We start from the raw sequence: 18,714 nt of genomic DNA, 5'->3' as shown, positions 1-18,714 counted from the left end.
GTTCGCCCGGGTTGCGCACGGGGCGGTAGCGTGTCAGAGACCGGAGCGCAACACGCGCGTGGGGAGACCATGGGGGGACCCGCGCTCATAAATCGGCTCCGTCCACGCAAGACGGGTCAATAAAGAGGCTGACAAGGCTGAGATGAGCGACCTTACGTTCAACAAGATTTTCGGCGGCGTGCTTCTGACCGGTCTGGTCATCTTCGGTCTGCGCGAGGCCTCCGACATCGTCTTCAAGAAGCATGAAGTCGAAAAGCCCGGCTACGCGATCGCCGTCCAGGAAGACACCGGCGGCGAAGGCGCCGCGGCCGCCGAGGTTCCGCCCGACTGGGGTTCGGTCCTGCTGCTGCCGGCCAACATCGAGGCCGGCAAGGCCGTCTCGGCCAAGTGCGCTTCGTGCCACACCTTCACCTCGGGCGGCGCCAACGGCACCGGTCCCAACCTCTTTGGCACCCTGGGCAAGAAGCCGGGCACGCACCCGGGCTTCGGCTATTCGGGCTCGATGACCGACTTCGGCGGCCAGAACCCCGTCTGGGACTACGACCACGTCGACCAGTTCCTGAAGGCTCCGGGCAAGTACATCTCGGGCACCAAGATGACCTTCGCGGGCCTGAAGAAGCAGGAAGACCGCATCGCCATCATCGCCTACCTGCACAGCCTGGGTTCGACCTTGCCGGTGCCGGCTCCGAAGCCCGCCGCCGCGGCCGCTCCGGCCGCCGACGCGGCTGCGGCTCCCGCCGCTGAAGGCGCCGCCGCTCCCGCCGCCGGCGCTCCGGCTTCGGCCGCCGCGACCGCGCCGGCGCCGGCTGCCGCCGACAAGCCGACCGCCGCGCCCGCCAAGCCGTAAGGCTGGTCGCAGCGATCGAAACGAGAAGGGCGCGGAGCTCTGGCTCCGCGGCCTTTTCTTTGTCCCGAGCCGCGATAGGCTCGCCCGCGAAGTTTCCGGGGGATCCGCGCCATGCGTCGTCGACAGTTCCTGCTTTCCGCCGCCAGCGTTCCCTTTCTCGGGACCCTGATGGCCGGCGTCGCCCAGGCCCGCCAGCAGGCGCCCGACCCCGATGTCGACACCTCCGTCGCCAAGCCGGCCTATCCGCAGGGCAAGGGCCCGCGCCTGGCCATCGACGGCGGGCACAACAATTTCCACACCGTGGACGGCCGCTTCGCCCCGTTCGCGGCGGTGGCCCGGGCTGACGGCTATCGGGTGTCGGGCCTGACCGCGCCGTTGTCGGCGCAGAGCCTGGCCGATATCGACCTGCTGGTCGTGGCCAACCCGCTGGCGGCCGTGAACGTCGGCGACTGGACCCTGCCCAACCCGGGCGCCTACACCCCGGAAGAAGCCGCCGCCGTGAAGGCCTGGGTCGAGGCCGGCGGCGCCCTGCTGCTGATCGCCGACCACATGCCCTTCCCCGGCGGAGCCGAGCCCCTGGCCAAGGCCTTCGGGTTTTCGTTCGACAACGGCTTCGCCCAGCGGGTTGGCGGCGGGCCCGAGTTCTTCCAGCGCGCCGATGGCTCGCTGCTGGACGATCCGATCACTCGGGGGATCGACCGGGTGCAGAGCTTCACCGGCTCGTCGTTCCGCGCCCCGCCGCAGGCCCGGCCGCTCCTGGTGCTGCGCGGCGGCTGGAGCGTGGCCATGCCGCGCAAGGCCTGGGAATTCGACGACAAGACCCCCCGCCACGACGGCGAAGGCCTGCTGCGTGGCGCGGCCCTGTCGGTGGGCAAGGGTCGGGTCGTGGCCATGGGCGAGGCGGCGATGTTCACCGCCCAGGTCGCCGGGCCCCAGAAACGCAAGATGGGCTTCAACGCCCCGACCGCCCCGCAGAACAAGGCGTTCCTGCTGAACGTGCTGGGGTGGTTGTCGGGGGCGTGAGGCGAAGATGCTCCCCCTGAAGGGGGAGCTGTCGCGGAGCGACTGAGGGGGAAGTGATCACCAGCTTTGCAGCCGCTCTGACCTCAGGAACTTCCCCCTCCGGTCCTTCGGACCACCTCACCCTTCAGGGGGAGGATCTTGAAGCAATCACCCCGCCTTGCTGAAATCCGGCGCGCGGCGCTCGGCGAAGGCCATGAAGGCTTCGCGGGCCTCGGCGGTCTGCAGGCGCTCGGCGAACAGGGCGCCTTCCTTGTCCATCAGGGCGGCGATGGCCTCGGCGTCGCGCATCAGGCCCTTGGTGACGGTCAGGGCGCCCAGCGGACGCTTGGCCAGTTGGTCGGCGGCGGCGCGGGCGCGCTCGCGCAGTTCCTCGGCGGGAACCACGGCGTTGGCCAGGCCCCAGGCGGCGGCCGTCGTTCCGTCCACCGCCTCGCCAAGGGCGAACATGGCATAGGCGCGGGCGTGGCCGATGCGGGCCGGCAACAGCCAGCTCGACGCGGCTTCCGGCGCCAGGGCCAGGTTGACGAACGGCACGGTCAGGCGCGCGTCCGGCGCGACAAACACCAGGTCGCAGTGCAGCAGCATGGTCGTGCCCACGCCCACGGCCTGGCCGTGGACGGCGGCGACCAGCGGCCGGGTGGCGTTGGCCAGGGCCTTGAGGAACCGCCACACGTGGCGCTCCTCGGTGAAGGCGCCGGTGGCCTGGGCCACGAAGTCGCCCAGGTCGTTGCCGGCGCTGAAGCTGTCGCCGTCGGCCTGGAACACCACCACCCGGATGTCGGGGTTGGTCTCGGCCCCTTCCAGGGCGTCGGCCAGGGCGCCGTACATGGCGTTGCTGAGCGCGTTCTTCTTTTCGGGACGCGACAGGGTGATGGTCAGCACGCCGGCCTCGAGGCTGGTCTTCACGTGCTCGGTCATGCGGGATCTCCCTTGGGGAACTTGGTTTGCAGGCTGGAAAGCCAGCGGGCGACCACGGCGATCTCGTCGTCCGTGAAGCCTTCGGTGAGGTGGGCGTTGAGGTGGGCGAGACCGGCCTTGGCCTCCGCGCGGGCGGCGCGGCCGTGGTCGGTCAGGTGCAGGCGCAGGGCCCGGCCGTCCTTGGGATCGGGTCGGCGCTCGACGAGGCCGGCGCGGGTCATGCGGTCGACGAGGCCGGTCATGGCCGAGGGGGCCAGGTCCAGGGCCTCGGCCGCCTCGCCGATCAGCGCGCCGTCGGCGGACCCCAGATAGAACAGGACCCCCGACTGGGCGGAGGTCAGGCCGTTGCCTTCCGTCGCCAGCTTGGCCTCGATCCAGCGCTGCACGCGCCGGTGGCCGGCGGCGAGCAGGAAGACGAAGCGTCTGTCCGGAGCGGGAGCGGGTGGCGTCGACATGCGGCGACTATATGCTTCGCGTGCGAAATATCAAACGGATGTTTTCCACTTGAATCCCTCTCTCTTCGAGAGAGGGAGGGGCCCGCGCCGAAGGCGTGGGAGGGTGAGAGGTGACAAACTCACCGCGTGAAGAGCGGAAGTCGCGACTTCGACGTCGGGGTGTGCGGTCGGGGGGATTTGCCTGCTGGCGGTGAAGCCCCTCACCCTCCCACCGCTTCGCGGCGGGCCCCTCCCTCTCCCTATGGAAGAGGGGACAAGGTCGCCGCCCGATACCACCCCACGCCCGCTTCATCGACCGTCCGCACCGCCTGGCCGCGGGCGATCAGGCAGTTGAGGTGGGCCAGGGCCTCGCCGGTGGCCATGCCCAGGAGATCGGGGCCGATCGGCCGGGCGAACAGCGCGCCGAACGTATCCACCGCCCGGCGCGGCTCTTCCAGCTTGCCCAGCAGGCGCGAGAGGCCGCGCTCGTGGCCGGCGATCAGCTGGTCGATGCGGGCGTGAAGGCCCCTGAAGGGCGCGTTGTGAGCCGGCAGCACCAGCACCTCGTCGGGCACGGTCGCCTTGACCTTGGCCAGCGAGGTCAGCCAGTCGGCCAGCGGATCGGCGTCGGGCTCGGTGGGGAACACCGAGACGTTGGACGAAATCTTCGGCAGCACCTGGTCGCCCGAGATCAGCAGGCCCAGCGACGGGCTCCACAGGCAGGCGTGGTCGGGCGAGTGGCCCTGGCCGGTCACCACCGTCCAGTCGTGCTCGCCGACCCGGAAGGTCTCGCCGTCGGTCATCCGGCGATAGCTGTCGGGCAGGGCGTGGACGGCGCGGCCAAAGCCCCCGAAGCGGGTCTTGTAGTTGTCGATGGCGTCGTCGTCCCAGCCGGCGGCGTGGAAGAACCGTACGCCGTCCTCGGGCGCCTCGCGGCCTGTGTCGGCCACCAGCATCCGGCACTGGAAATATTCCAGCCGGGTCATCCACAGCCGGCAGTCGAAGCGCCGGGTCAGCCAGCCGGCCAGGCCCACGTGGTCGGGGTGCAGGTGGGTGACGATGACGCGGGTGACGGGGCGGCCCTCCAGCGCGCCGGCGAAGGCGGCCTTCCAGGCGGCGCTGGTGTCCTTGGTGGCCATGCCGGTGTCGACGATGGCCCAGCCCTCGCCGTCGGCCAGGGCCCAGACATTGATGAAGCCCAGCGACCCGCCCAGCGGCTGGCGCAGCCACAGAACGCCGGGCGCGACCTCGACCGCCTGGCCCGAACCGGGTTCGGGCTCGACCTCGAACGGATAGACCAGGCGCGGGCGACGCGGGGTCTCGGCCTCGCCCGGTGTCTCCTCGAACCCGTCGCTCATCGCCGCTCTCTCCCCTTCTGGCCGTCTCGCCAGCCCATTTTTCATGGTCAAGCCGCGCCATGATTGCGCCCCCGTCGGACGACATCTTGACCCTCGATGCAAGGGGGGGCTTAAGTCCGCCCCGAGGAATCCACCCCCAGGAGACTACAGACATGAGGCCATTCGCGATCGGCCTGACGGCCGCCCTCGCGGTCGCCGCGCTCGTTCCGGCCGCCGCCTTCGCGGCGCCGAAGGATGCCAAGCCCGCCGCCGCCGCCGTCGACGCCAAGTCGCGTGAAGCCGGTATGAAGGAAGCCCCGCCCCTGCTCACCCAGGCCGGCGTGGCTTGCCAGGTGTCGGACGCTCGACTGATCGGCGCCGACAAGAAGTCGAACACCTCCTACTACGAAGTGGCCTGTCAGGACGCCATGGGCTTCGCCCTGGTGGCCAAGAAGGACGCCGCGCCGCAGGCCTTCTCGTGCGTCGAGACCGGCCAGCCGGGCTCGGACGGCAAGGATTCGGGCCTGAAGTGCCTGCTGCCGGGCAACGCCGATCCCAAGCAGGGCCTGAAGCCCTACCTGGCCACGGCCGGCGCCAGCTGCGACATGCAGAACGCCCGCGCCATCGGCACCGGCAACAACAACTCGTTCTTCGAAGTCTCCTGCGCCGGCGGCGCGGGCTACATCCTGCAGATCCCGGTGCCGATGAAGGTCGAGGGCACGGTGGCCAACAGCTGCCTGCTGTACGAGGAAACCGGCAACATCTCGTGCAAGCTGACCGACCGCGCCACCCAGCTGCAGGTCGTCGACACCCTGGCCGCCGCCGCCAAGAACAACTGCGCGGTCAAGGACAAGCGCTACATCCTGACCACCAAGACCGACAACTACTTCGAGGTCGCCTGTCAGGACGGCAAGGGCTACGTGCTGCAGCAGGCCACCGCCAACGGCGCCCTGGTCCGCGCGATCGACTGCGCCAACGCTCCGGGCGGCGCAGAGTGCACCCTGACCGACAGCCGCGCGGCCAAGACCGAGCAGGCCGGCCTCTACACCAGCCTCGCCAAGAAGGCCGGCTACGACTGCAAGGTCGAGTCCTACGGCCTGTTCCCGTCGAACGACCCCAAGAAGGAAGTCGTCGAGCTGAAGTGCGCGAACACGCCGCGGGGCGGCATCGGCGTCTTCTCGGCCGCCGACAACCGCGTCTATGACTGCGTCACCGGCGAACTGAACGGCTTCCGTTGCAGCTACACCAAGGCGGACGTCGAGTTCACCCGCCTGTGGGACGACCTGAAGAGCTACAACAAGGCCGGCTGCCAGGTCTCGGGCGCGCGCATCATCGGCCGCACCGACACCAGCGGCTTCGTCGAAGTGGCCTGCGCCGACGGCCTGCCGGGCTGGGTGCTTTCGTACCCGCTGAACCAGGCCTCGCCCAAGCCGAATGAACTCCTGTCCTGCCTGCAGGCCAAGGGCGTCGGCGGCGGCTGCAAGCTGCCGACCAACATCAAGAAGTAAGGGCTTTCCGAAGTCCTGAAGAGGCCCGCCGAGAGCGATCTCGGCGGGCTTTTTCATGCCTCCCCCTGAAGGGGGAGGTGGCCCGAAGGGCCGGAGGGGGGGAAGCGGCTGTTGAGGCGCCGTTATCACTTCCCCCTCAGTCGCTCCGCGACAGCTCCCCCTTCAGGGGGAGCATCTTGCTCAAAGCGCCGCCTCGATCAGCCGCGGCCCCTTGGCCGCCATGGCCTGGGAGAACGCCTCGTCGAAGGCTTCGGCCGTGTCGACGCGCTGCGCCGGCACGCCCATACCTTGCGAGACCGCCACCCAGTCGATGCGCGGATCGCCGATATCCAGCAGCTTGCTGGCCGCCGGCCCCGCCGCGCCCGCGCCGGTGCGGGAAAGTTCGATGCCCAGGATACGGTAGACGTGGTTGGCGAAGACCACGACCACGACGTCCAGCTGCTCGCGGGCGATCGTCCACAGGCCCTGCACCGTATACATGCCCGCTCCGTCGCCGGTCAGGGCCAGGACCTTGGCTTCAGGCCGGGCCACGGCCGCGCCGATAGCCAGCGGGATGCCCTGACCGATCGCGCCGCCGGTCAGCGACAGCCAGTCGTGGGCGCGGGCGGCGCGGGTCTGGGTGAAGATCGGCAGGCCGGCGGTCACCGCGTCGTCCGAGATCACCGCGCCCTCCGGCATGTGGCGGGCGATGGCCGCGCCGATGGCCCAGGCGTCCAGCTTGCCGGCGGGGGCGGGCGGCGGGGCGTAGGGTTCGGCGGGACCGGCGGCGGGGGCCTCCAGGGCGTCGGCCAGGGCGTTCAGCGCCGCCGCCGCGTCGACCTCGCGGCCGCACAGCGTCTCCAGCCCGCAATGCTCGGGCACGAGCACGCTGGGCCGGTCTGGATAGGCGAAGAAGGCCACCGGCCGCTCGGTGGCGACCAGCACCATCAGGTCGGCGCCGTCGAGCTCCTTGAGCGCCTGCTCGCCGAAATAGGGCAGCTTGTCGGGACGGAAGCGGCCCTCGCCGCGCGCCTGGCGGGCGGTGAAGGTGTCGGTCAGAACCCGGATCCCCTGGGCGGCCAGGCGTCCGGCGGCGGCGATCCCGTCCTCGCGGCAGGCGCCCGAGCCCAGCAGAAGCACCGGCGCCTTGGCCGCCTTCACCGCATGGGCGACGGCCGCCACGGTCTCGGCGTCGGGCGCGACCGGGGCGGGGAGCTCGGCCACCCCGCCGTGCACGGTCGCCGCGTTCCAGGCCGCGTCGGCCGGCAGGATCAGGCAGGCGTTCCCGCCGGGCGTCCCGTAGCTGGCGGTGATCGCCTCGGCGGCCAGGGGGGCTATGCTGTCGGCGCACTCGGCCGACTTCACCCACAGCGAGTTGGGCGCGGCCAGGGCGGCGATGTCGCTGTTGAGCGGGGCGTCGAAGCCGCGGTGATAGGTGGCGTGGTCGCCGACCACGTTGACGATCGGGGTGAAGGCGCGGCGGGCGTTGTGCAGGTTGGCCGCGCCGTTGGCGTAGCCGGGCCCCAGGTGCAGCAGGGTGCAGGCCGGCTTGCCCGCGATCCGGCCATAGCCGTCGGCGGCGCCGGTCGCCACGCCCTCGAACAAACAGAGGATCGAGCGCATGCGCGGCTCGCGGTCCAGGGCCGAGACGAATTGCATCTCGCTGGTGCCCGGGTTGGCGAAGCAGGCGGTCACGCCGTTGTCGGCCAGGGTGGTGATCAGGGCGTCGGCGCCGTTCATTGTTTTCTCCCTACTCACTGGATGCTCCCCCTGAAGGGGGAGCTGTCGCCCCCGGGTCCGGCCGCAGGCCGGCCCGAGGATAGACTCCGCGACTGAGGGGGAAGTGCGGTCAGCTTCGCGGAAGCTGAAAACGTCCCCCCTTTCGGCCCTTCTGGGCCACCTCCCCCAGAGGGGGGAGGATCTTAGAACACCATCACGCCCTCGTCCGGCTCGGCCGCGAACAGTCTTTCCAGCTCGGCCGGGCGTCGTTCCCGGGCCAGGGCCTGGTTGATGTAGCCCTTGTCGGTCAGCTCGCCGCTGGCCGCGTCGGGGGCGCCGGGCAAGATCAGGGCGCGGGCCACCTTGCCGCCGCCCCGGGCCTGGGCGTTGAAGCGCTCCAGTCCCGAGCGAACGGCCGCCAGCGCGGCGTCGGTCCCGCCCAGGCGCTCGCAGGTCCTGGGCTCGAGGAACAGCATCAGCCCGACGCCGTCGCGCCCCTCGCCGCAGACCACGGCGTCGGACGCCGCCCCGCCGATGGCCGAGATCGCCGCCACCCGCAGGGCGCCGGCCGCGACGAAGGTGCCGCTGGCCAGCTTGAAATTCTCCACCAGCCGCCCGTCGAAGACGAGACCGGCGGTGGGATCCTCGGGATCGGCCAGCCGGGCGGCGTCGCCCAGGCGGTAGAAGCCCTCCTCGTCGAAGGCGTCGCGCGTCGCCTCCGGCTGGTCGAGATAGCCGGGAGAGACCTGCGGGCCCTTGACCCGGATTTCCAGCTTCTCGCCGGCCGCGACCAGCTTCACCGCCGTGCCCGGCGTGGGCAGGCCGACCATGCCCGAGCGGGCGTTCAGCCAGTGGATGTTGCAGGCCGTCGGGCCGGTCTCGGTCGCGCCGTAGCCGGCCGCGAAGGTGATGCGCTCGCCGGTCGTCGCCAGGGCCACGGCCTGTACCCGGTCGAGGATCGACTGGGCCATCGACGCCCCGCCGTACTGAAGCACCCGAACGCGGGAGAAGAAGGCCTGGGCCAGCGCCCGGTCGCGCTCCAGCTCGCCGACCAGCAGGCCCCAGCCGGCCGGGACCATGTTGTGATAGGTCGGCGAGACCTCGTGCAGGTTGCGCAGCGTGTCGGAAAAGCGTCCGGGCACGGGCTGGCCGGCGTCGATGTGCAGCGTGCCGCCGCGGTGCAGCACCATGTGCAGGATGGCGTTGGCCCCCAGGCTGTGGCTCCAGGGCGCGGAATTGACCAGCACCGGCGGGTCCGGGTCGGCGTAGCAGGCCTCGATCTGGGCGGCGTTGAGGGCGATGTTGGCGTGGGTGCAGATCACCGCCTTGGGCCGTCCGGTCGAGCCCGAGGTCAGCAGCAGCTTGGCGACGTCGTCGCCCCGCGCCACGTCGGCCGCCGGCGGGCTGGCCAGCAGGGCCTCTAACGGCTGGTCGCCGGGACGCAGGTTGCGGCTGGCGATCACCGGCAGGCCGTCCAGGCAGTCGTGGTCCAGGGCCTGGGCGAAGGCCGCCGCGTCGTCGACATAGACCGCCGCCGGCTTAAGCCGCTCGACCGCGTGGGCCAGTCGCGACAGGTCGGCGCCGAGCAGGCCGTACTGCGGCGAGACCGGCGCGGCCGGCGCGCCAAGGCTCATGGCGGCGTAGGCGATCAGGGCGTGGTCGACCCCGTTTCGGGCCAGGATCAGCAGCGGCCGGCCACGCGACAGGCCAAGGCTCGCCAGGCCCCCGGCCAGGGCCGCGACCCGCGCCGCCGCCTCGCCGTAGGTCACCGTGCGCCAGCCGTCCTGCCCCTCGATCCGTTCGGCCAGCCAGACGCGGTCGGGCGCCTCGCCGGCCCAGCGGGCCAGAGGGGCGGTGACCGTACGCACGGCGTCGGAATAGGGCATGGGGTTGCGCAGGATGAGCGCATCGCCGCGACGTTCGACCTCCAAAGCGCGCGGGGCGTAGCGAGCGTCACGGAAGGGAGCGTCGTCGAGGGATTCCATCCCCTTTTATGTCCCGCCGCAAACGCGTGTTCAATCCTCGCCGAGCGCCGTTCGTCGGCGTTCCAGCCACAGCCGTTCGGCCGGGGCGGGATCCAGCGCCAGGGCCCGGTCATAGGCGGCGCGGGCCTCGCCTGGGCGAGAGAGGCGGGCCAGCAGGTCGGCGCGCACGGCGTGGAACGGCCGGAAGGCGTGCAGGCGTTCGGCGTCCAGCCGGTCTACCTCGGCCAGGGCGGCCGGCGGCCCCGCGACCTCGGCCAGGGCCACGGCGCGGTTGAGGCGGGCCACCGCGTCGTCGCGCCAGACCAGCAGGGCGTCGTAAAGGGCCAGGACGGCGCCCCAGCGCGGCGGTTCGTCGAGGCTCTTGCGGCCGCACCAGACGGCGTGGACGGCCGCCTGAAGTTGGCGAGGGCCGGGCCGATCGAGATCGGCGGCGCGGCGCAGATAGCTCTCGGCCTCGTCGATCAGCGGGCGGCGCCAGAGGGCGGGGTCCTGCTGCGACAGCGGCGTCATGGCCCCGGTCTCGTCGAGACGCGCCGGCCGCCGAGCCTCGGCGTAGCGGACCAGCGCCGCCAGGGCCAGGCACTCGGCCTCGCCCGGCGCCAGCTCGGCCAGCGCCGCCGTCAGGTCGAGGATCTCGCGGGCGTAGGCAGCGTGGGCCCCGGCGCCGGCGGCGTCCTCGTGGGCCTTGGAATAGGCGACCTCCAGCGTCGACAGCACCGCCGACAGCCGCTCGGGCCAGGCCTCGGGGCCGGGGACCTCGAAGGCGACGCCCGCCTGGGCGATCTTCTTCTTGGCGCGGGTCAGGCGCTGGAACATCGCGGCCTCCCCGACCAGGAAGGCGCGGGCGATCTCCTGCACCGACAGGCCGCAGACCAGGCGCAGGGTGAGGGCCGCCCGCGATTCCGGGGCCACGGCGGGATGGCAGCAGACGAAGATCAGCCGCAGGCGCTCGTCGGGGATCAGCCGCTCGTCCGAGGCCATGGCGTCCTCCACGGTGGAGTCCGGCTCGGGCGCGTCCGGCGACAGCCGAGATCGCACCGCCCGCTTGCGCAGGGCGTCCAGCGCGCAGCGGCGGGCGGCGGCGTAGAGCCAGGCGGCCGGCTGGCGCGGGACGCCGTCGCGCGGCCAGGTCGCGGCCGCCCGGGCGCAGGCCTCGGCGAAGCCGTCCTCGGCCAGGTCGAGGTCGCGGAAGCTTGCGGCCAGGGCGGCGATGATCCGGCCGCCGGCCTCGCGCGCCGCCCTGTCGAGCTCGGGGCTCACGCCGCCTCGGCCAGCGGGCGCACCTCGACCGCGCCGTCGCCCAGCGGCAGGCGGCGCGCCCAGGCCAGGGCGGCGTCCAGGTCGCGGGCCTCGATCAGGTAGAGGCCGGCCAGCGGCTCGCCCGTCTCGTCATGCGGGCCGTCGTGCAGGGCGCTGCCCCGCCGCAGGGTGGTGGCCGTGTCCGGGCTCTTCAGCGCCGCCTGCCCCCGCAGGACCCCCGCCGCCGAAAGGGCGGCGGCGAAGGCCCGGCGGACCGGCGCCAGCGCGGCGGCGGCGACCTCGTCCTCGTAGACCAGCAGGACGTAGCGCACGGCCTAGCCGCAGTTGTCGCCGGTGGGACGGATCTCGATCTTGCCGCCGGGCGACAGCGGGATCTTGCGCGCCCACTCCACCGCCGCGGCGTGGTCGGCCACGTCGACCAGGTAGAAGCCGCCCAACTGCTCGTGGGTCTCGGCGAACGGCCCGTCGTGGACCACGCCGTCCTGGGTCAGGGTCGAGGCCGAGCCGGTGGGCGCCAGTTCCGACCCGCTCCAGTCGACGCCGGCCGCCTGCAGCGCGTCGGTGAACCGCATGTGCCCGGCGATGACGTCGGCCAGCAGCTTTTGCCCGGCCTCGCCGGCGTAGTGGGTCTCGGTCTCGTAGATCAGCAGCATGTACTTCATGGCGGCTCTCCGTCCGGCGGACGCCCTGTGCGCCGCCTTCGTAGGAGAGACGCGCCGGACCGGCCGCATTCGACAGCGCCGGCGAAAAAAGTCGAGCCCCTGGATCCGGCGCTGGCGCGTTTACCAAAGGCTTCAATGCGGGTAGTTTCGCGTGAAGATTGTGCCTTGGGGGAGGCGACCATGATCCGGCTTGCGGTATTCTGCGACGGCACCTGGAACGGGCTGCAGATGCAGAACCTGACCAATGTGGCGCGGCTGGCGCGCTCGGTGGTGCGCGATCCGCCTGGCCAGAACGGCAAGGCCGGCGTGCCGCAGGTGGTCTATTACGACGAGGGCGTGGGCACCGCGACCGGGGTCAGCCGCACCAGCGATCGCCTCGAAGCCATCCTCGGCGGGGCCTTCGGCGCCGGTCTCGACCGCAAGATCGAGCAGGCCTACCGCTTCATCGTCCTGAACTACAAGGAACCGGACGACGAGATCTTCATCTTCGGCTTCAGCCGCGGCGCCTACACCGCCCGCAGCCTGTGCGGCCTGATCCGCAAGTGCGGCATCCTGCGGCCCGAGCACCTGCAGCGGGTGCCCGAGGCCATGGCGCTCTATCGCAACCGCAAGATCCACCCCGCCGGGCCCGAGTGCCAGGAGTTCCGCGACCGTTATTCGCGGCGCGAGGTGGTGGGCAGCGAGGACCTGCTGCGCAAGGTCGGCGAGACCACGGTGACCCGGCGGGCGGCCGATGCGGCCGAGGGCGAGGAATGCCTGCTGACAGACGAGGTCCGTCGCAGGCGGGCGGTCCGGATCCGCTATCTCGGCCTGTGGGACACGGTGGGCTCGCTGGGCGTGCCCGACCGCTTCCGGCTGTTGTCGGTCTTCAACAAGCGTTTCCGCTTCCACGACACCGAGGCCTCCAAGCTGATCGAGAGCCTGCGGCACGCCATCGCCGCCGACGAGGACCGCCGCACCTTCAGCGCCGCGCCGTTCTCGAACATCCGTGACCTGAACATCACCGCCACCGAGGAGCTCAACGCCGGGATCAAGGCGCGCAACGCGCGGGCCGCCAAGGCCGGGCGCGACGTCGCGCCCCTGGCCCAGGTCGTCGACCGCAGGGCGCCGGGCTACATCCCCTATGCGGAGCGGCGCTACCAGCAGAAGTGGTTCCCGGGCGACCACGGGGCGGTGGGCGGCGGCAATTTCGAGCTGGGCCTTTCCAGCGCCGCCTTGCTGTGGGTAGCGGAAGGCGCGCAGGCGGCGGGCCTGGTGTTCGACGACCGGCCGGACGGCGAGCTGGCCCAGGCCGGGGACCTGACCAATCCGCTGGTCGACTGGCGGATCGGGCGCCAGCCCGGAACGCTGCGGCCGGCCTGGATGACCGACCTCCTGGGCATGATCGGCGGCTATCGCTCGCGGGCGCTGACGATCGGCCGCGACGAGGTGCATCCGGGCGCGCGCCTGCGCTGGACGCGGATGGCCCACTACCGGCCCAAGGTGTTCTCGCCGTTTACCGGTGAGACGCGGCTTGGCCCGCACCGCTATGTCGAGCTGGTGACCGGCCCGCCGTTCCGGCTGCTGTTCCTGCTGGTCCTGGCGGGTGGGGCCCTGCTGCTGGTCTGGCTGCTGGGCGTGATCGCCCACGAGCTCTTGCGGCTGCTGCCCTTCGGGATCGGCGCGCCGGCGGCCGACGTCCTGGCGGGCGTCGGCGCCTGGGTGCGCGGTCTGTTCGGGGGCTAGTGCGCCAGGGTCTCGAGGAAGCGCACCGGCTCGCCCCGGCCCTCGGCGATGATCTCGTCGTCGCGCATGACCACGATGCCGCGGACGATGGTCGCCACCGGCCAGGCCTTGGCCTCGAAGCCGTCGAACGGGGTCCAGCCGGCGCGGTTGGCCATCTGCTCGTGGGTGATGACCTTGCGGGCCTTCATGTCGACGATGGTGAAGTCGGCGTCGAAGCCTTCGGCCAGGCGGCCCTTGTCGGCCAGGCCGAACACGCGGTTGACGCCATGGCTGGTCAGGTCGACGAAGCGCTCGAGGCTGAGCTTGCCGTCCACGACGTGCGTCAGCATCACCGGCACCAGCGTCTGCACGCCGGGCATGCCCGACGGCGAAGCCGGATAGGGGCGGGCCTTCTCCTCGCGGGTGTGGGGGGCGTGGTCGGAGCCGAGCACGTCGGCGATGCCGGCCTCGATGCCGCGCCAGACGCCGGCCACGTGATAGGCGTCGCGGATCGGCGGGTTCATCTGGGCGAAGCCCTTCAGGCGCTCATAGGCCTCGGGCGCGACCAGGGTCAGGTGCTGGGGTGTGACCTCGACGCTGGCGACGTCCTTGTTCAGCGCCAGGAAGTCGATCTCTTCCTTGGTGGTGACGTGCAGCACGTGGATGCGCTTGCCCAGGCTTTTGGCGATGCGCACCAGGCGGTGGGTCGACTGCAGGGCGGCCTGGGCGTCGCGCACCTCGGGGTGGCTGGTCCAGTCGCCGGGGCGCGCCAGGCTGCGGCGCTCGGCCAGGCGGTATTCGTCTTCCGAGTGGAAGGCCGCGCGGCGGTTGACGTGGCGCAGCACGTTCTCGACGCCCTCGTCGTCCTGCACCAGCAGGCTGCCGGTCGAGGCGCCCATGAACACCTTGATGCCGCAGCAGCCAGGCAGGCGTTCCAGCTCGCCCAGGAAGTTGGCGTTCTCGTGGGTGCCGCCGACATAGAAGGCGTGGTCGGTGTGCATCCGGTTCTTGGCGCGCGACAGCTTGTCGGCCAGGGCGTCCGGATCGGTGGTGGTCGGCTCGGTGTTGGGCATCTCGAACACGGCCACGACGCCGCCGAGGGCCGCGCCGCGGCTGCCGCTTTCCAGATCTTCCTTCCACTCCAGGCCCGGCTCGCGGAAGTGCACCTGGCTGTCGATGACGCCCGGCAGAACGGTCAGGCCCGAGGCGTCGAACACCTCGCCGGCGCTGGCCTGCGACAGGTCGCCGATGGCGACGATCTTGCCGCCGCGGACGCCGATGTCGGTGATCCCGCGCCCGGCGTGGTTCACCACCTCGCCCCCACGGACGATCAGGTCGAAGGTCTGGGACATGGGGCGCGCTCCTGCGGGGGTTTGGGGCGGTCTAGGTCTGGAGCGTGCGGGAGGCAACAGGTTTCCTGCCGCCCGCTCAGGGCCCCTTGCCCTCGCCCAGGTCGAACGACACCCGGAACAGGCGGCCGGGGCGGGAGAGCTCGTAGGTGAAGGCCTGGTCGGTCAGGCCCAGCGACCAGACGTTGGTGTTCGATACCGCACGGTTGAGGCGCGTGAACATCGCCTTGGACTCAGCGTCGACCGGGAAGCGTTGTAGCTCGGCCGAGCCTGGCTCCACCGTGTCTCCGCCATAGCGGGACAGCTCGTCCTCGACGCCGTCGGCGTGGCGGTGGTCGTGCTTGAGGCGCAGGCCGCCGCCCTCCAGGCGGGTGACGATCCAGGTGCGCGAGCGGTCCTCGCCGACATGGAAGGGGATGCGGATCTCGCGAGCGTCGCAGCTGGCGACGGTCATGACCAGCTTGGCCTTTCGGAACGGCTCGTCGGCGGCGTCGCCGGCGACGACCTGGCCGGTCAGGGTCTTGTCGCACAGGGCCGTCAGGCGGGCGAAGAACTGGTCGGCCGGCGTCTTGGGGGCAGCAGGGAGGGGCGCGGCGATCGCCGGGGCCGAGAGGCCAAGCAGCACGCACAGCGCAAGGACCGTCTTCACCGGATCAGGCCTGCGGGCTAGCTTCGCCGTCCGGACGCTTGCGGCGGCGCGGCGAGACCTTGAGTTTGGGTTCGGCCTCAGGCGCGGGCGGGGAGGCGGGCATGTCGAGCGGCAATTCCGGCGCGGCTTCGCTGGCCGTGGGACTTTCGAGCGGCGCCTCGATCGGCGTCTCCACCGGCGCTTCGGCCTCGACGGCGGGCTCGGGCTCTACGGCCGTCGGCGGAGCGGCGCTGGCGCGGGCCTCGTTCAGCAGCTCGATCGCGGCGCGCGCCACCTTGGCCACCGGCAGGTCGCTCATGTGGCGGATGGCCTGGGAGAGGTCGGGGTCGACGGCCTTGAACTGGTCGAAGTCGCGGGGGCCGCGCACGGCGCGGGTCAGCGGGCCCCACGGGCCGTAGCGGCGCTCGTCCGACGGGCCGAACAAGCCGACGGTCGGCGTGCCGGCGGCGGCGGCGATGTGCATCAGGCCGCTGTCGTTGCCGATGAAGAGGTCGGCGCGCTTCAGGCAGGCATAGGCGGTCAGCAGGTCGACCTTGCCGGTCAGGTCGATGCATCTGCCTCGGGCGGAAGCCATGCGCAGCTCCTCGACCATGCGGCCGTCCTCGGGACCGCCCAGGATCAGCAGGCGTCCGCCCTCCAGCCGGCCGCCGGGACCGAGCAGCTGGGCGGCGGTCTGGGTGAAGCGCTCGATCGGCCAGACCTTGCCGATCCAGTTGGCGGCCGGGCCCATGGCCAGGATCGGGCCGGCCGGCTCGCCGCCGCGCGGGGCAAGCATCTGGTCGGCCAGGGCCTGGACTTCCGGGGTGATATAGAGGTGCGGCGCCGGCGGCTCGCCGTCGATCTTCAGCACGCGGGCGGTCTCGACCACCTTGTGGGCGATCTCGCCGGGGGTCTTCTTCCAGATCGCTCGCTTCTCGCGACGCAGGAAGAGGGCGGTCGCCGAGCCCCGCAGGTCGACCACCAGGCCCCACTTCTTGTGGCGCACCTGGTTCCACAGCTTGAACCAGTGGCCCTTGCCCTTGCCCTTCTCCATGACGATCACGCGATCGAGGCCGGGCACGTGGGCGAACAGCGGCGCGGCCAGCGGGCCGGCGACGATGGTGAAGCGGGCGTTGGGAATCTCGTCGGCCAGCATTTTGATGAGGCCGGACGACAGCACGGCGTCGCCAATACGCGTGGCGGTGATGAAGAGAATCGGGAAGGCCCGCTGTGTCATCGGTCCATGTATAGGGTGAACCGGCTGTCAACGCATCCCGTTATCCCGCTTAAGCTTTCTTGAGCTGAAAGACTGGCGTCGGCGTCGCCTCGGCGCCACATGTGCGGCCATGAGCAACATGCGTCTCGCCCGCCTCCCGTCCCGCGCCGTCATCGCCGTCGCCGGCCCCGACTGGCGAAGCTTCCTGCAGGGCCTGCTGACCCAGGATGTCGACAGCCTGGCGCCGGGCGAGCTGCGCTTTTCCGGCCTGCTGACCCCGCAGGGACGGCTGCTCTACGACCTGTTCGTGGCCGGCCTGCCGGACGGCGCGCTGCTGGACGTGGCGGCCGAGCACCGCGACACCATCGTCGCGCGCCTTTCCATGTACCGCCTGCGGGCCAAGGTCGAGATCGGTCCGATCGACCTGATGGTCGCCGCCGCGTTCGATCCCGCCGGTGCGCCAGTGACCGGCGAGGGGCTCTACGCCGATCCGCGCCTGCCGGCCCTGGGCGCGCGGGTCTACGGTCCGGCGAGCGAGCCCGACGCCGACGAGGCCGCCTACGAGGCCCATCGCCTGGCCCTGGGCGTGCCCGGTCCGGCCGACTGGCTCAGCGACAGGAACTATCCGATCGAGGCCGACTTCGATCTCCTGGCCGGCATCGACTTCAAGAAGGGCTGCTTCGTCGGCCAGGAGACGACCAGCCGCATGAAGCGGCGCGGCACGATCAAGAACCGCATGCTGCCGATCGTCTTCGACGGTCCTCCTCCCGCCTTCGGCGCCGAGGTGCTGGCCGGCGAGCTTCGCGCCGGCGAGGTGCTGAGCGGAAGCGACGGCCGCGCCATGGCCCTGCTGCGCCTCGACCGCATCGAGGGCGCGCAGTTGACCGTCGACGGCCGCCCGGTGCGGGTGGAACGGCCCGAGTGGGTTCCGCAGACGCCGGCGGCGGGCTGACCCGCCGCCTTCGTTCCACGATCTAGCGGCAGCGACCGTAGCGGTCGGGCGAGGCGCCGGGACCGCCGCGCCAGCCGGGCGGGTTTTCCCAGTTGGTTCCGCGACCGCCATGAGGACCGGGCGGGTTGTCGTCACGGTCGAGCCAGCAGCGACGGGCCTGGTTCCACCAGCCGTGGTCGGGGTGCCAGTAGCCCCAGCGCGGGTTGTAGTAGTAGCCGCGGCGATAGTCGAAGCGGACCCGTTCGCCTTTCCAGCGGTAGTAGCGGCGATCGGGCGAGGCGCCGGGGCCGCCGCGCCAGCCGGGCGGGTTCTCCCAGTTCGTGCCGGGACCGCCGCGCGGACCGGGCGGATTGTCGTCGCGGTCGCGGTGCTGGGCCAGGACGGGGGTGGCGGTCATGGCCGCGGTCGCCAGGGCGAGCATGGCCAGGGTTCGGAAAGCGCGCATCAGCGGCTTCTCCTTGGTCTTTGGCGTCCCTCTGAACAGCCAAACGCGCGAGACCGGCGTTTCCGTCGCGGGCTTGCGAATGTTCCCTGAAAGTTCTGGTTTTCGGCGCGCGGTCTGCTAGCGTCGCCGCATGACAGAGATCCATCGCTGCACCTGGCGGGGCATGAACGGCGACCCGCTGTACGAGGCCTACCACGACACCGAGTGGGGCGTGCCCGAGTGGGACAGCCGCGCCCTGTGGGAGAAGCTGGTGCTAGACGGCTTCCAGGCCGGGCTGTCGTGGATCACCATCCTGCGCAAGCGCGAGGCCTTTCGCGCCGCCTTCGCCGACTTCGACCCCGAGGTCGTGGCCCGCTTCGGCGAGGCCGACCGCGCCCGGCTGATGGCGGACGCCGGCATCATCCGCTCCAACGCCAAGATCGACGCGGCCATCGCCGGCGCGCGGATCTATCTCGACATGCGCGAGCGTGGCGAGGACTTCTCGCGCTTCCTGTGGGACATCGTCGGCGACGCCCCCATCCAGAACGCCTTCACCGGCATGGGCGACGTGCCGGCCCAGACGCCGCTGGCGGTCGACATGGCCAAGGCCCTGAAGGCCAAGGGCTACAAGTTCTGCGGCCCGGTGATCGTCTATGCCTTCATGCAGGCGGTCGGCATGGTCAACGACCACTTCGTCACCTGCTTCCGCCACGAGGACTGCAAGGCGCTGGGGCATCGCCACTGACGGGGTCTTCCGGGGGCGCCGTCG

18 protein-coding genes are annotated in these 18,714 nt (G+C 71.4%); 6 read left to right on the top strand and 12 right to left on the bottom strand.

Annotated features, from left to right (window positions below; all coding sequences use genetic code 11):
- Positions 1 to 142: 142 nt before the first annotated feature.
- Both V6S85_RS18530 and V6S85_RS18525 read left to right on the top strand, forming a co-directional pair.
- On the top strand, positions 143 to 847 hold the full coding sequence (locus V6S85_RS18530) for a c-type cytochrome (protein WP_334349860.1): 705 nt from the start codon (positions 143 to 145) through the stop codon (positions 845 to 847).
- Between the two features lie 111 nt (positions 848 to 958).
- Entirely contained in the window at positions 959 to 1,870 is a 912-nt protein-coding gene (locus V6S85_RS18525) for a DUF4350 domain-containing protein (RefSeq protein WP_334349859.1), read from the top strand.
- A 147-nt stretch (positions 1,871 to 2,017) separates the two neighbouring features.
- Here the strand turns inward: V6S85_RS18525 and V6S85_RS18520 are convergent, their stop codons facing one another.
- From V6S85_RS18520 to V6S85_RS18510, 3 genes are all read right to left on the bottom strand, one after another.
- Positions 2,018 to 2,788, bottom strand: a complete 771-nt coding sequence (locus tag V6S85_RS18520) for an enoyl-CoA hydratase (RefSeq protein ID WP_334349858.1) — start codon at positions 2,786 to 2,788, stop codon at positions 2,018 to 2,020.
- A complete protein-coding gene (locus tag V6S85_RS18515; RefSeq protein ID WP_116566204.1) occupies positions 2,785 to 3,243 on the bottom strand; it encodes a MarR family winged helix-turn-helix transcriptional regulator in 459 nt (152 codons plus the stop codon). The genes V6S85_RS18520 and V6S85_RS18515 overlap by 4 nt, the downstream gene beginning before the upstream one ends.
- Before the next feature lie 239 nt (positions 3,244 to 3,482).
- Positions 3,483 to 4,580, bottom strand: coding sequence for an MBL fold metallo-hydrolase (locus tag V6S85_RS18510; RefSeq protein WP_334349857.1), 1,098 nt, complete (start codon positions 4,578 to 4,580; stop codon positions 3,483 to 3,485).
- A 152-nt stretch (positions 4,581 to 4,732) separates the two neighbouring features.
- Between V6S85_RS18510 and V6S85_RS18505 the strand changes: the two genes are divergently transcribed.
- Positions 4,733 to 6,067 carry a hypothetical protein gene (locus V6S85_RS18505; protein WP_116566200.1) on the top strand — a complete coding sequence of 445 codons (1,335 nt, stop codon included), beginning with the start codon at positions 4,733 to 4,735 and terminating at the stop codon, positions 6,065 to 6,067.
- A gap of 180 nt (positions 6,068 to 6,247) precedes the next feature.
- On the opposite strand, the gene V6S85_RS18500 is transcribed toward V6S85_RS18505, so the two are convergent.
- The 5 genes from V6S85_RS18500 to V6S85_RS18480 all read right to left on the bottom strand — a co-directional run bounded on the left by V6S85_RS18500 (position 6,248) and on the right by V6S85_RS18480 (position 11,672).
- On the bottom strand, positions 6,248 to 7,786 hold the full coding sequence (locus V6S85_RS18500; protein WP_334349856.1) for an acetolactate synthase large subunit: 1,539 nt from the start codon (positions 7,784 to 7,786) through the stop codon (positions 6,248 to 6,250).
- A gap of 182 nt (positions 7,787 to 7,968) precedes the next feature.
- The gene (locus V6S85_RS18495; protein ID WP_334349855.1) at positions 7,969 to 9,750 is read right to left on the bottom strand and encodes a feruloyl-CoA synthase; all 1,782 of its coding nucleotides are present in this window, start codon (positions 9,748 to 9,750) and stop codon (positions 7,969 to 7,971) included.
- A 30-nt stretch (positions 9,751 to 9,780) separates the two neighbouring features.
- Positions 9,781 to 11,010: an RNA polymerase sigma factor gene (locus V6S85_RS18490; RefSeq protein WP_334349854.1), complete on the bottom strand. Its 1,230-nt coding sequence runs from the start codon at positions 11,008 to 11,010 to the stop codon at positions 9,781 to 9,783.
- Positions 11,007 to 11,321: a YciI family protein gene (locus V6S85_RS18485; protein WP_334349853.1), complete on the bottom strand. Its 315-nt coding sequence runs from the start codon at positions 11,319 to 11,321 to the stop codon at positions 11,007 to 11,009. The genes V6S85_RS18490 and V6S85_RS18485 overlap by 4 nt, the downstream gene beginning before the upstream one ends.
- A 3-nt stretch (positions 11,322 to 11,324) precedes the next feature.
- A complete protein-coding gene (locus V6S85_RS18480; RefSeq protein WP_334349852.1) occupies positions 11,325 to 11,672 on the bottom strand; it encodes a YciI family protein in 348 nt (115 codons plus the stop codon).
- A 180-nt stretch (positions 11,673 to 11,852) separates the two neighbouring features.
- On the opposite strand from V6S85_RS18480, the gene V6S85_RS18475 reads away from it, so the two are divergent.
- Positions 11,853 to 13,397: a DUF2235 domain-containing protein gene (locus tag V6S85_RS18475; protein ID WP_165828763.1), complete on the top strand. Its 1,545-nt coding sequence runs from the start codon at positions 11,853 to 11,855 to the stop codon at positions 13,395 to 13,397.
- On the opposite strand, the gene V6S85_RS18470 is transcribed toward V6S85_RS18475, so the two are convergent.
- The 3 genes from V6S85_RS18470 to V6S85_RS18460 form a co-directional block, all read right to left on the bottom strand.
- A complete protein-coding gene (locus tag V6S85_RS18470) occupies positions 13,394 to 14,728 on the bottom strand; it encodes a dihydroorotase (RefSeq protein WP_116490222.1) in 1,335 nt (444 codons plus the stop codon). The two genes, V6S85_RS18475 and V6S85_RS18470, sit on opposite strands and share 4 nt — an antisense overlap.
- Positions 14,729 to 14,804: 76 nt before the next feature.
- Positions 14,805 to 15,374 carry a hypothetical protein gene (locus tag V6S85_RS18465; protein ID WP_442885692.1) on the bottom strand — a complete coding sequence of 190 codons (570 nt, stop codon included), beginning with the start codon at positions 15,372 to 15,374 and terminating at the stop codon, positions 14,805 to 14,807.
- Positions 15,375 to 15,378: 4 nt separating this feature from the next.
- Positions 15,379 to 16,590 carry a glycosyltransferase family 9 protein gene (locus tag V6S85_RS18460; protein ID WP_334349851.1) on the bottom strand — a complete coding sequence of 404 codons (1,212 nt, stop codon included), beginning with the start codon at positions 16,588 to 16,590 and terminating at the stop codon, positions 15,379 to 15,381.
- A 109-nt stretch (positions 16,591 to 16,699) separates the two neighbouring features.
- Between V6S85_RS18460 and ygfZ the strand changes: the two genes are divergently transcribed.
- A complete protein-coding gene (ygfZ, locus tag V6S85_RS18455) occupies positions 16,700 to 17,521 on the top strand; it encodes a CAF17-like 4Fe-4S cluster assembly/insertion protein YgfZ (protein ID WP_334349850.1) in 822 nt (273 codons plus the stop codon).
- A gap of 22 nt (positions 17,522 to 17,543) precedes the next feature.
- Here the strand turns inward: ygfZ and V6S85_RS18450 are convergent, their stop codons facing one another.
- A complete protein-coding gene (locus tag V6S85_RS18450) occupies positions 17,544 to 17,966 on the bottom strand; it encodes a hypothetical protein (protein ID WP_334349849.1) in 423 nt (140 codons plus the stop codon).
- Between the two features lie 130 nt (positions 17,967 to 18,096).
- Here V6S85_RS18450 and V6S85_RS18445 point away from each other — a divergent pair, with 130 nt between their 5' ends.
- A complete protein-coding gene (locus V6S85_RS18445; RefSeq protein WP_116566178.1) occupies positions 18,097 to 18,690 on the top strand; it encodes a DNA-3-methyladenine glycosylase I in 594 nt (197 codons plus the stop codon).
- Positions 18,691 to 18,714 lie beyond the last annotated feature (24 nt).

It is taken from the genome of Caulobacter sp. CCNWLW153 (genome assembly GCF_036889365.1).
GTDB lineage: Bacteria > Pseudomonadota > Alphaproteobacteria > Caulobacterales > Caulobacteraceae > Caulobacter > Caulobacter radicis.
The sequence above is the reverse complement of the archived record's forward strand: the minus strand, read 5'-3'. Positions and strand labels throughout refer to the sequence as shown.

Coding starts and splice junctions, on each gene's coding strand:
- V6S85_RS18470 (WP_116490222.1), bottom strand. CDS start 14,728: ATGTCCCAGACCTTCGACCTGATCGTCCGTGGGGGCGAGGTGGTGAAC.
- V6S85_RS18510 (WP_334349857.1), bottom strand. CDS start 4,580: ATGAGCGACGGGTTCGAGGAGACACCGGGCGAGGCCGAGACCCCGCGT.
- V6S85_RS18525 (WP_334349859.1), top strand. CDS start 959: ATGCGTCGTCGACAGTTCCTGCTTTCCGCCGCCAGCGTTCCCTTTCTC.
- V6S85_RS18445 (WP_116566178.1), top strand. CDS start 18,097: ATGACAGAGATCCATCGCTGCACCTGGCGGGGCATGAACGGCGACCCG.
- V6S85_RS18460 (WP_334349851.1), bottom strand. CDS start 16,590: ATGACACAGCGGGCCTTCCCGATTCTCTTCATCACCGCCACGCGTATT.
- V6S85_RS18515 (WP_116566204.1), bottom strand. CDS start 3,243: ATGTCGACGCCACCCGCTCCCGCTCCGGACAGACGCTTCGTCTTCCTG.
- V6S85_RS18505 (WP_116566200.1), top strand. CDS start 4,733: ATGAGGCCATTCGCGATCGGCCTGACGGCCGCCCTCGCGGTCGCCGCG.
- V6S85_RS18475 (WP_165828763.1), top strand. CDS start 11,853: ATGATCCGGCTTGCGGTATTCTGCGACGGCACCTGGAACGGGCTGCAG.
- V6S85_RS18500 (WP_334349856.1), bottom strand. CDS start 7,786: ATGAACGGCGCCGACGCCCTGATCACCACCCTGGCCGACAACGGCGTG.
- V6S85_RS18520 (WP_334349858.1), bottom strand. CDS start 2,788: ATGACCGAGCACGTGAAGACCAGCCTCGAGGCCGGCGTGCTGACCATC.
- V6S85_RS18480 (WP_334349852.1), bottom strand. CDS start 11,672: ATGAAGTACATGCTGCTGATCTACGAGACCGAGACCCACTACGCCGGC.
- V6S85_RS18530 (WP_334349860.1), top strand. CDS start 143: ATGAGCGACCTTACGTTCAACAAGATTTTCGGCGGCGTGCTTCTGACC.
- V6S85_RS18495 (WP_334349855.1), bottom strand. CDS start 9,750: ATGGAATCCCTCGACGACGCTCCCTTCCGTGACGCTCGCTACGCCCCG.
- V6S85_RS18450 (WP_334349849.1), bottom strand. CDS start 17,966: ATGCGCGCTTTCCGAACCCTGGCCATGCTCGCCCTGGCGACCGCGGCC.
- ygfZ (WP_334349850.1), top strand. CDS start 16,700: ATGAGCAACATGCGTCTCGCCCGCCTCCCGTCCCGCGCCGTCATCGCC.